Raw genomic sequence first — 10,032 nt, 5'->3', positions numbered from 1 at the left:
CATGGCCCCTTCCTCTCAGGAGTTGGGGCCTCCCACAAACCCGGGGCGGTTCATTGCAGGGGTCAACGGGGAAAGATTGCGCGCGGAAACGATGACCTCCGTCGAGGTGGCTAAGGCGATCGGCCGCGGCACCAAGCCAACAGTAGAACTCCGGCGAAAAGGTGCCTTCCAAACGATCGGCGTAGCACGCGGCTCTGTCCTAGTTCCCGTCTTCGAGCGCAATGAGGTCTTGCAGGTAATCGCAAACATTCACAACCGATTAGACCTCAATCAGGTCAGCGCGCCATTCGGCTTGCCCTACTACGCCGTCGAGCAGCTTAGCGCTATCGGACGACTTCCCCTCCTTGGTCACCCATATTTTGCGTTGCGCTATAGTGTGCCTCAGACCACCACGTCCGCGCGCGCAGACCTCGTCTCCAAGATCATTGGCGGGCGGACGATAGATTTGCCGCGCGCCATGATCCTTGTGGACCTCATGCACATGGTCGGCGGTCGGCTCAAACCGTGGGACACCGTCGTTGAGGCGATGCTCGCGGGCGATCTTCCTTATGACGTCGTTGATGGCTGCCAGCCGCTCTTCCACCGAGTCAGAGTCCGTCGCGTCGACCTGCTTTCTTTGATCGGACCCTCACTCGCCCGGGATGGTGCGAAAACTTCCTCTTCCTCCCGAGCGGCTGACTTCCCGTTTTCGACGTTGATGACGAAACGCGACGCGGCCGAGGTGCTAAACCTCTCGGCTCGGCAGGGGACCGAAGTGCTGCGAGGCTACCCAACAGGCAACCTGCCTGTGGTGCCGATCGCCGATGTCGAGGTGCTCGCACGACGCTTCGTCACGAACATCGAACTCGCGGTCAGGATGGGCGTGCCGCACCAGCGGGTCCGGATGGCTGCGCGCATCTTAGGTGCCAAGCGCACCTCCGAGGCTGGCTATGAACGAGACCTCGAAGCCGCGCTGGTCGAAGTTCTAGCCGAAATCTGAAAATCAGCACGCGTCCGATACTAGAGACGCTGGTCCAGTTCCGCGCTTGGGTGAATTGAGCACTGAAGCTAGCTGCGAGGCTTCGTGCTCGGAATGAGATGGTCTGCTGACCGTAGCCCCATTTATCGCCGTTATCCCATCAGACTATAACGAATACACCTGCGAAAAGGTTTTTCACCCGGGGCGCCGGCTCCTCCTCGCGCGCTCGGAAATTCGGCAAGGCTGGGAAACAGCGCGAAACTAAACTGTCGGCACAGCTGGAGCGAACCATCACCTTCATTTTGCCAGATCCGAGCCCCATACCACGCTGCCTTAGGCTCAGAAGCCGGTAAACAGGCGAACAGCCGTGGTCAGCATTAGGTCCGTTGCTGTGTGGACGGACAGAGTTGTTCCAACCTACCCGAGCGACCGTCCGTGGTGGCATTTCACCGACTAATCGCCATGCTCATCGGGATCGGTGCAGGCTTGCGAAAAGGGTACTAATTTGAAAATCGCTGCTCCTCAGGCGGAACGGTGCAGGTTTGCCGCCGAAGGACATTGGTTGTCCCCCGCTTCGACTACGCGGACGACGGCGAGCATGGCGAAGATCAGATGGACACGAGACCGGACGACGGCAGGCTGCCGAAATCCTCGCCCTTCTTGGGGCCATTCCTGACTCGGCTGCGTTGAGCGGCTTTCCACGAGGAGATATCGAGTGAGCAACGACAACGACGTGTCCGTGCTGAACGGGCTGATCAAGACCACCCTGGACAGCATGAAGGGTTATGAGGACGCCGCGAAGGATGCGGAGAGCACGAAGTTCGCGACCATGTTCGCGGACTTCGCTCGTGATCGCGCGCAGGTCGCCACCAAGCTGCAGGAGCAGGTCCGATCGCTCGGCGGCGAACCCGAACTCGACTCCAGCATGCTGGCAGCCGCCCACCGCACCTTCATGGACCTGAAGCAGGCCATGACGGGCAAGGACGACGCGGCGATCATCAACGAAGTCGAGCGCGGCGAGGACCATATCAAGGCGAAGTACGAGGATGCGATGAAGGAAGACGGTCTTCAGCCGGCGACCGTCGCCGCCATCAAGGAAGCCTATGCGTCGGTCCGTGAGGGTCACGACAAGATGAGCGCGCTGAAGCACGCGCAGAGCTGATCGAATAGGAGGCGGTCATCCAGGCCGCCTCTCCAACCTGCCGTCGTCTGCCGCTGCGCCGACGACGTGAAACCAACAGTGAAGTCACAACCGGTCGCTCGTTCATGTAGTGAGAGCGTGATACGTGTTGGCTCCAGCCGCGAAAAAACCGTTTTTATTGAGAGCGCCGCCCTGCGTCGCGACCGGCCGGCGACTCGGTTCAGCCCGGCGCGGCCATGGAGCGCGCCACGTCGGCGGCGCTGATACCTTCGAGCGCGAGACCGTAGCCGGTGCCCTCGTCGATGAGGCGGCGCAGCGGCTGCGTGATCGCCATGCGCGTGTAGCGGCCGGTGAGCGGCGGCAGCGCGGCGATGCCGTCGGCGATTTCGTGCGCGCGGGCGAGCAGGCGGTCGGCAGGCACGATCTCGTTGACGACGCCGTAATCCTTTGCCGTTTCGGCATCGAGCACCTGCCGCGTGAGCAGGAAATAGCGCCCGCGCACCGACCCGATCACGTGCGGCCAGAGCAGGTGCACACCGTCGCCGGGGACGATGCCGAAGTCGAAATGCGGCTTGTCCTGGAACACCGTCTCGGGCGTGGCAAGGATGATGTCGGTCAGCAGCGCGTATTCGCTGTGCAGCAGCACCGGGCCGTTAAGCGCGGCGATCATCGGCACCTCGATGTCGAGGATGTTCGACAGCACCTTGCGGCCCTCGCGCAGGATCTTGTCGTAGCCGCGCGGGGTGAAGAAGTCGAAGCCGTCGGGATCGATCGCGTCCATGAAGGCGTCGCCGGTGCCGGTCAGGATCACGGCGCGATTGTCGCGATCCTCGCCGACCTGATGGAACAGCTCGACGAACTGCTCGTGCGTGTGACCGTTGAAGACGAGCTTGCCGCCGTCGGTGTGGAGCGCAACCTCCAGCACGCCGTTTTCCTTGCGAGTCAGGCGCGCGTTGGGGAAGGCGTCGCGATAGGTGTCGAACGTGGCCATGATGCTGATCTCCTGTGCGGCCCTAATCGGCAGCGGTGAGGATCAGCTAGGCGCTCGAGCGGCGGCGCGGACGACAGCCCGTGGCAATAAGCCTTATGCCGGCGCGGAATAAATGCCGGGCATCGCCGCCTCGACGAAGCTGGCGAACGCGCGCGCCTTGGCGCTGGTCATCTGCCCGGCCGGGAACACCGCCCACAGGTCGATCGGCGGCAGCGACCAGTCCGGCAGCACGCGCATGACTGCGCCGCTGGCGAGCTCGGGACCGAACATCCAGTCCGACCCGATCGTCAGCCCCATGTCGGCGAGCACCGCCGCGCGCAGTCCCTCAGCGGCGTTCACCCGAACGCGGCCGCGCACGGTGACCGAGGCTTCGGTGCCCGCGCGCGTGAACGACCAGCTGTCGGTCAATTGGCTGTATATGATCGTCTCGTGCCCGGCGAGGTCGGCGGGGCTCTGCGGTGCGCCGGCGCGCGCGAGATAGGCGGGCGTCGCGAAGACCGAGCGGCCGCCCGCCGCCAGCTTGCGCGCAACCGCGGATGAGTCCGGCAGCGCCCCCATCCGCAGCGACACGTCGATCTCCTCGGCGATCAGGTCGATCACGCGGTCGTCCAGGATGACGTCGATCTCGAGCCCGGGATGCTCGCCCAGGAACCGCGGTAGAAGCGGGATGATGTAGAGCCGCGCGAAGGTCGTCGCCGCCGACACGCGCAGGCATCCCGACAATCCCGCCCCCGCACCGCGCGCGGCAAGCTCCGCCTCGTCGGCCTCCTGGATGGCCGCTCTCGCGCGTTCGTAGAAGCGCATGCCAGCCTCGGTCGGCGTGAGGCGATGCGTCGAGCGCGTCAGCAGACTGACCTGGAGACGGTCCTCCAGCTGCGCGACCGTCTTGGAAACCGCGGGCTGTCCGACGTTCAGCTGACGCGCGGCCGCGGAGAACGAGCCCGTCTCGACCACGCGCACGAAGGTCGCCATCGCCTGATATCGGTCCACGTCATTCCTCCTGGGAATGAGCGTTATCGCTCCGAGCCGACTGCCCTGTCGAGCGGCAACGTCGCATCTCCTCCTCACCACGCGGCGATCGTCGCCCGGCAAGGAGAAGACCCATGACACTGCAAGCCAAGCTCGACGCGTTCAAGGCCGATTTCGAGGCGGGCAAGCCGCCCTACAACGTGCCGCCCTCCGTCATCGAGACGATGCACCGCGCCACCGCCGAACTGATCGAGAGCGGCGCCGCGGCCCGCGCGCTTAAGGCCGGCGACAAGGCGCCGTCGTTCACGCTGAACAACCCCGATGGCGAGGCCGTCTCGTCCGCCGACCTGCTTGCTAAGGGGCCGCTGGTCGTCAGCTTCTATCGCGGCGTCTGGTGCCCATATTGCAACATGGAGCTGCAGGCGCTCCAGGCCGCGCTGCCCGCGTTCGAGAGGCTGGGCGCGAGCCTGGTCGCGATCTCGCCGCAGACGGCGGTGAACAGCCGCAAGTCGGTGCGGCAGAACGACCTCGGCTTCCCGATCCTGTCGGACACGCACAATGACGTGGCTGCCGCGTTCGGCCTGCGCTTCGCAATGCCCGATTACCTCGTCGACCTCTACAAGGGACTGAAGAACGACCTGCCGGCGTTCAACGGCGATCCGAGCTGGACGCTGCCGATGCCCGGGCGCTTCGTGATCGGTCAGGACGGCACGATTCTCTACGCCGAGGTTAACCCGGACTACACTCGCCGCCCGGAGCCCGAGGACATGCTGCCGGCGCTCCGCCGCGCCGCGGTTGTCGCCGCCTGACGTGCCCGGTCCCCGGCCGCATCGTGCGGCCGGGACACTCCAATCGTGAGGTCTTCCATGCCACGTACATTCCTCATCACCGGCGCCAGCAGGGCATCGGCCTCGCACTCGCCCACCGGCTCACTCGACACGGGCATCGGGTGGTCGGCCTCGCGCGGGGCGATGCTAGCGACTTTCCGGGCACGCTGGTTCCGGTCGACCTCGCCGACGGGCGCGCAACGGACGAGACGCTCACCGACCTGGTCGATCGTTTCAACGTCGACGGCGTCATCAACAATATCGGGCTCGTCCGGCCGCAGCGTCTCGGGGCGGTGGAAATCCCGGCGCTCGAAGAGGTGATGCGTGTCAACCTTCACCCCGCGCTCCAGTCGGTGCAGGCGCTGCTGCCCGGCATGACGGCGCGCGGCTGGGGCCGCATCGTCAACGTCACCAGCCTGACCGTGCTCGGCGCGGTCGAGCGCACCGCCTACGCCGCCGCCAAGGCCGCACTGGTGAGCTTTACCCGCAGTTGGGCGCTCGAGCTCGCGACCACCGGCGTCACCGTCAACGCCGTGTCGCCCGGCCCGACCGAGACCGAGCTGTTCCGCGCCAACAACGCGCCCGGCAGCGACGGCGAGCGCCGCTATCTCGCGGGCGTGCCGATGCAACGCTTCGGCCGACCCGACGAGATCGCCGCCGCGATCGCCTTCCTCATGTCCGACGACGCGGGCTTCATCACCGGGCAGACCGTCCATGTCGATGGCGGCGCCTCGATTGGCAAGGCCGCGTTCTGACCACGTTACTTGAACAAGGAGAACAACATGACCGATCAGACTGCCCTTGTCGTTGGCGCATCGCGCGGACTGGGCTTCGCCCTCGCCGAGGAATGGCTCGGCCGCGGCTGGCACGTCATCGCGACGGTTCGTGACCGATCGGACGACCTGACGGCACTCGCCGAGCGTCATCCCGGCAAGCTCGAGATCGAGACGATCGACATCAACGAGGCCGAGGGCGTGCAGGCCTTGCGTGATCGGCTGGCAGGCCGACGCCTCGATATCCTCTTCATCAACGCCGGCATCGCGCGCGCGATCGAGGCGAGCCCCGCCACCGCGAGCGAGCGCGACTTCCTCGACATGATGCTGACCAACGCCTTCTCGCCGGTGCGCGCAGCCGAGATGCTGCGCGACCTCGTGCCTGCGGGCGGCACGATCGCGATCATGACCTCCGAACTCGGCAGCATCGCGAACGCGAACGGCGGCTGGCAGCTCTACTCGTCGAGCAAGGCCGCGCTCAACATGCTGATGAAGGGCTATGCCGCCAAAAACGCCGGCGACCGGCACATGCTGCTGCTCGTGGCCCCGGGCTGGGTCCGCACCGACATGGGCGGCAGCGGAGCGACGCTGTCGATCGAAGAAAGCATACCCTTGGTTGTGGACATGATCGAGGCGAACCGGGGCAAGTCCGGACTGCGCTACGTCGACCGGTTCGACAAGGACCTCCCGTGGTGATTTACAATCGGCCGCTCACGGCTGCCTCTTGGCTCACCGGTCATAGCCGGTCGGCGAGCGCGCCGGCCCTTTCGCGTTAGCAGCCTCGCTGGCCCTATCGACCAAGGCTCTGGTGGGCTTGCTATCCGTGCCAGAAGCATGACCGAGATCACTCATGGCTCACAACTTATCGATTGATCCAGAAGAGGATGTCTGCGGTGAGAGCGATGGCGGACATGAAGACGTACGCGGATTGTTCGTACCGAGTGTGGATGCGCCCCCACTGCTTGAGGTGGCCGAACATCTTCGAGCGCGTGGTTTCGTCGATAGAGGCTGGGACCGCCTCGCACATGAGGGCAGGTCTCTCAATCGCCGCCCGCTGAGCAGCATGACCCGCGGGCGTCCGATCATCGCAGACGGCGTGCAGCTTGCACTCCAGGAATTCCCCCAAACACGCCCGACATGCCGGGCAAGAACTGTATCGCGAGCGGGCTGGCGTCCGCTGCGTGGCGCCGATCATCGCCCGGTCCGGCGACCTGCCTTCGGCTGACGATCATCCACGCGTGGCGAACCATGCTCCCTCGCGGATACGGCTTCATACGGATCATCTGTCTCTTCAGCGGGCAGAACAGGTGACCTGCCGACGGCTCGACCGCCGCTGATGACCTAGCCGCCACCGCTCCGAAACGCCATACGACAGGTCCTGAGCCTAGACCTGTTCGGCTTCAAAAGCTCGAAGGCGCTCCGTTCCGCTTCTATCGACCGTGAACCGCGCCGAATCCGTGACAGCCGCCTCGTGCCTGTTGGTTCAAGGCCGACGAAAGCAAGCATCGCGCATGTGTGCGGAAGAGAGGAGCAATCTCATGCGTGCTCCGCGGTGCTTACACCCAGCTCCCGTCTCAGCCGCCACGGATGTGAATTCCTCTCTGACGCCGGTCAGTTGAGCGTCTCGGGCGGCACGATCGGCACCAGCAGCGGCGCGATCGGCACGCCCTCCTCGGCGAGCGCGCGCGCCTCCTCGCGCGTCGCCTGCCCGTGAATGAGCGTGTCGGGCTTCTCGCCCTCGTGGATCGCGCGCGCTTCCGCGGCGAAGCCGGCACCGACCCAGCGCGAGTTCTTGAGCGCCGCGGCCTGCGCGCTCGCGACCGCGTGGAACAGCGCCTTGATGTCGGGCTTGGCAGGTGCCGCGGGCAGGCTGTTGCCCTTGGCGCTGACGCGCGGTGCCATCACCGCCTTCTCGACCTGGCTTCCGCCGCAGATCGGGCAGGAGATCAGCCCGCGCTCGCGCTGCGACTCGTACGCGCCGCTTGAACTGAACCACGCCTCGAACACGTGGTCGCCCGCGCATCGCAGGTCGAAGACGATCACGCGCGCGCCTAGACCGCCAGCATCGCGTCCAGCTTGCCCGCACGCTCCAGCGCGGCGAGGTCGTCCGATCCGCCGACGTGCTGCCCGTCGATGAAGATCTGCGGCACGGTGGTGCGCCCGTTGGCGCGCCCGAGCATCTCCTCGCGCTTAGCACGGTCCAGCGTGATGTCGAACTCGGTCGGCTCGACGCCCTTGTCGGCGAGCAGCCGCATCGCGCGCGAGCAGTAAGGGCAGAACGCCTTGGTGTAGATTTCAACCTGTGCCATGCCATCCGAGTTGTGGTCGCGCGCCCGGCTTGTCAATCCGCCGTCTCGTCGCCGATCACGCGCGTCCAAGTCAGGATCGTGACGCTGGCCGCCCCCGCGCGCAGGAGAACCGCGGTGCACGCGTCCGTCGTCGCGCCGCTGGTATAGACGTCGTCGACCAGCACGACATGATGACCCGCGATCGCATCGCTACCAACACGAAACGCCGCGCGCACCGCCAGCCGCCGCGCTCGCGCCGAATGCCCGCGCAGCGGCGCGGTGGCACGGTGCCGCTGCAACGCGTCGCGGATCTCGGGCACGCCGCTCAGCGCCGACAGGTGGTCGGCGATCAACGCGGCTTGGTTGTACCCGCGCCGCCACAACCGCCCGCGATGCAGCGGAACGGGAATCAGCAGCGACGCCTCCGCGGGCAAGTGACGCAGCATCAACCGCGCGGCCGTCTCCGCGTAGGCGGTGCGTCTGGCATATTTCAGCCGCAGGGCGAGCGTCCGCGCGACGTCGCCGTACGCCACCGCCGCGCGTACGCCGGCGTGCCTCGGCGGATCGGCCAGGCACCGCGCGCAGCGCACGTCGGGTCCGCGATCGTGCGAGAACGGCACGTTGCACCCGGCGCACCACGGCGGTCCCAGGAAGTGCAGGCTTGACCAGCAATCGGCGCAGAACCGATGCGCCGCGCCGACGATCTCGCCGCATCCCGGACAGCGCGGCGGCAGCGCGAGATCGCGCACCAGCCCCAGCACCTCGCCCAGCACGCGCATCGCCTCACCCCGCCTCCGCTGCCCCCTTGTCGCGCCACGCCGCCGCCCCCACAAGCACCGCGTGACATCGCCTCCCGAAATCTTCGATCGATCCGCACGCCGCCGCCGCCGCGATCGCGCGGCGCCGAGCTGGCAGGGACACGACTTCCTTCGCGCGGTCATGCTCGACGGCATCGAGGAGCGCTGGTCGTCGGTGCTGCGGACCTTCGAAGACGTGCTCGACCTGGGCTGCTTCGACGCCAGCCTGACGCCGCCGGCCGGTGCCCGCGTCGCCCGTTTCGACCCCGGCTTCGCGTTCGCGCGCGCCGCCGGTGGCGTGCAGGGCGACGAGGACCGCCTGCCGTTCGCCGACGCGAACTTCGACCTGGTGATCGCCGCCGGGACGCTCGACACGGTAAACGATCTGCCCGGCGCGCTCGCGCTGATCCGGCGGGTGCTGCGTCCCGGCGGGCTGTTCCTGGGCGCCTTCATCGGCGCCGGATCGCTCGCGACGCTGCGCGCGGTACTGCGCGAGGCCGAGCAGGAGCGCCCCGCCGTTCGCGTTCATCCGCAGGTCGAGGTCCGCTCGGGCGGCGACCTGCTGCTGCGCGCCGGGTTCAAGCTGCCAGTGGCCGATGCCGAGACGCTGACGGTGCGCTACGCGACGCTCGGCCGCCTGCTCGACGACCTGCGCGGGATGGGCGCGACCAACGTGCTCAAGGACCGTTCGCCGCTCGGGCGCGACGCGCTTGCGCGCGCCGCCGCCGCCTTCGCCGCGCGCGCGGACGCCGACGGGCGCACGCCCGAGCGGTTCGAGATCGTCTTCCTGACTGGCTGGGCGCCCTCGCCGGAACAGGACGCGGGCCGGCGCGCCCCGCCGCGCGAGGCGAGCGAATCGGTCCTACCCCGCCCGGCCGGCCGCTTCGGCTAGATCAGGTCGTCGCCGTCGCTGGCGAGCAGGCGCCCCATCGCCTCGAACAGCGCGTCCATCGCGACAGGCTTGAAGATCACGTCGTCCGCGCCGGCCGCGAGACAGCGCTCGCGCAGGTCGACCGCGCGGTCGGCGGTGACGACGATGATCGGCACCTTACCCTTGGCATCGCCGCGCGCGCGGATGTGGCCGATGGCGGTCAGACCATCCATGCCCGGCATGCGCAGGTCGACCAGGATCATGTCGAAGTCCTCGGCATTAATCCGGGCCAGCCCGATCTCCGCGCTCTCGGCTTCCTCCATCCGGGCGCCGGCCACGTCGAGCATGTCGCGCACCACGCGGCGGTTCATGCGATCGTCTTCGATAAACAGGACGTTCATGACCGGTGACGCTTAC

The 10,032-nt window shown here is 66.9% G+C and carries 12 protein-coding genes; 6 read left to right on the top strand and 6 right to left on the bottom strand.

What is annotated here, in order from left to right:
- Together ACFDS6_RS00990 and ACFDS6_RS00985 are read left to right on the top strand one after the other, a co-directional pair.
- Window positions 1-979, top strand: a 979-nt coding sequence (locus tag ACFDS6_RS00990; protein ID WP_375270236.1) for a hypothetical protein, incomplete at its 5' end; no start/stop codon positions are given.
- 712 nt (window positions 980-1,691) lie between these two features.
- On the top strand, window positions 1,692-2,120 hold the full coding sequence (locus ACFDS6_RS00985; RefSeq protein WP_375270235.1) for a PA2169 family four-helix-bundle protein: 429 nt from the start codon (window positions 1,692-1,694) through the stop codon (window positions 2,118-2,120).
- 199 nt (window positions 2,121-2,319) lie between these two features.
- Here ACFDS6_RS00985 and ACFDS6_RS00980 read toward each other — a convergent pair whose 3' ends face one another.
- Complete coding sequence (locus ACFDS6_RS00980; protein ID WP_375270234.1) at window positions 2,320-3,090, bottom strand: enoyl-CoA hydratase/isomerase family protein; 771 nt, start codon at window positions 3,088-3,090, stop codon at window positions 2,320-2,322.
- A gap of 93 nt (window positions 3,091-3,183) precedes the next feature.
- Window positions 3,184-4,080, bottom strand: a complete 897-nt coding sequence (locus ACFDS6_RS00975; RefSeq protein ID WP_375270233.1) for a LysR substrate-binding domain-containing protein — start codon at window positions 4,078-4,080, stop codon at window positions 3,184-3,186.
- 113 nt (window positions 4,081-4,193) lie between these two features.
- Here ACFDS6_RS00975 and ACFDS6_RS00970 point away from each other — a divergent pair, with 113 nt between their 5' ends.
- From ACFDS6_RS00970 to ACFDS6_RS00960, 3 genes are all read left to right on the top strand, one after another.
- A complete protein-coding gene (locus ACFDS6_RS00970) occupies window positions 4,194-4,868 on the top strand; it encodes a peroxiredoxin-like family protein (protein ID WP_375270232.1) in 675 nt (224 codons plus the stop codon).
- A gap of 140 nt (window positions 4,869-5,008) precedes the next feature.
- Window positions 5,009-5,641 carry an SDR family oxidoreductase gene (locus ACFDS6_RS00965; RefSeq protein ID WP_375270231.1) on the top strand — a complete coding sequence of 211 codons (633 nt, stop codon included), beginning with the start codon at window positions 5,009-5,011 and terminating at the stop codon, window positions 5,639-5,641.
- 27 nt (window positions 5,642-5,668) lie between these two features.
- A complete protein-coding gene (locus tag ACFDS6_RS00960; protein ID WP_375270230.1) occupies window positions 5,669-6,355 on the top strand; it encodes an SDR family NAD(P)-dependent oxidoreductase in 687 nt (228 codons plus the stop codon).
- A 915-nt stretch (window positions 6,356-7,270) separates the two neighbouring features.
- On the opposite strand, the gene ACFDS6_RS00955 is transcribed toward ACFDS6_RS00960, so the two are convergent.
- Genes ACFDS6_RS00955 through ACFDS6_RS00945 form a run of 3 tightly spaced genes read right to left on the bottom strand, consistent with a single transcriptional unit; the run spans window position 7,271 to window position 8,726 of the window.
- Entirely contained in the window at window positions 7,271-7,702 is a 432-nt protein-coding gene (locus ACFDS6_RS00955; RefSeq protein WP_375270229.1) for a DUF1178 family protein, read from the bottom strand.
- Window positions 7,703-7,710: 8 nt separating this feature from the next.
- A complete protein-coding gene (grxC, locus tag ACFDS6_RS00950; RefSeq protein WP_375270228.1) occupies window positions 7,711-7,968 on the bottom strand; it encodes a glutaredoxin 3 in 258 nt (85 codons plus the stop codon).
- A 32-nt stretch (window positions 7,969-8,000) separates the two neighbouring features.
- Window positions 8,001-8,726 (bottom strand): ComF family protein, encoded by a 726-nt coding sequence (locus tag ACFDS6_RS00945; RefSeq protein ID WP_375270227.1) that lies wholly within the window; start codon window positions 8,724-8,726, stop codon window positions 8,001-8,003.
- A 61-nt stretch (window positions 8,727-8,787) separates the two neighbouring features.
- Here ACFDS6_RS00945 and ACFDS6_RS00940 point away from each other — a divergent pair, with 61 nt between their 5' ends.
- Window positions 8,788-9,636, top strand: coding sequence for a methyltransferase domain-containing protein (locus ACFDS6_RS00940; protein ID WP_375270226.1), 849 nt, complete (start codon window positions 8,788-8,790; stop codon window positions 9,634-9,636).
- Here the strand turns inward: ACFDS6_RS00940 and ACFDS6_RS00935 are convergent.
- Window positions 9,633-10,016, bottom strand: coding sequence for a response regulator (locus ACFDS6_RS00935; RefSeq protein ID WP_375270225.1), 384 nt, complete (start codon window positions 10,014-10,016; stop codon window positions 9,633-9,635). The two genes, ACFDS6_RS00940 and ACFDS6_RS00935, sit on opposite strands and share 4 nt — an antisense overlap.
- Between the last annotated feature and the right edge of the window lie 16 nt (window positions 10,017-10,032).

The organism is Sphingomonas sp. (assembly GCF_042095875.1).
Lineage (GTDB): Bacteria > Pseudomonadota > Alphaproteobacteria > Sphingomonadales > Sphingomonadaceae > Sphingomonas.
This window is presented reverse-complemented; position numbering and strand designations above follow the sequence as displayed.

Excerpts from the sequence above, each read along its gene's own strand:
- ACFDS6_RS00980 (WP_375270234.1), bottom strand. The coding sequence starts at position 3,090 with ATGGCCACGTTCGACACCTATCGCGACGCCTTCCCCAACGCGCGCCTG.
- ACFDS6_RS00970 (WP_375270232.1), top strand. The coding sequence starts at position 4,194 with ATGACACTGCAAGCCAAGCTCGACGCGTTCAAGGCCGATTTCGAGGCG.
- ACFDS6_RS00960 (WP_375270230.1), top strand. The coding sequence starts at position 5,669 with ATGACCGATCAGACTGCCCTTGTCGTTGGCGCATCGCGCGGACTGGGC.
- grxC (WP_375270228.1), bottom strand. The coding sequence starts at position 7,968 with ATGGCACAGGTTGAAATCTACACCAAGGCGTTCTGCCCTTACTGCTCG.
- ACFDS6_RS00945 (WP_375270227.1), bottom strand. The coding sequence starts at position 8,726 with ATGCGCGTGCTGGGCGAGGTGCTGGGGCTGGTGCGCGATCTCGCGCTG.
- ACFDS6_RS00935 (WP_375270225.1), bottom strand. The coding sequence starts at position 10,016 with ATGAACGTCCTGTTTATCGAAGACGATCGCATGAACCGCCGCGTGGTG.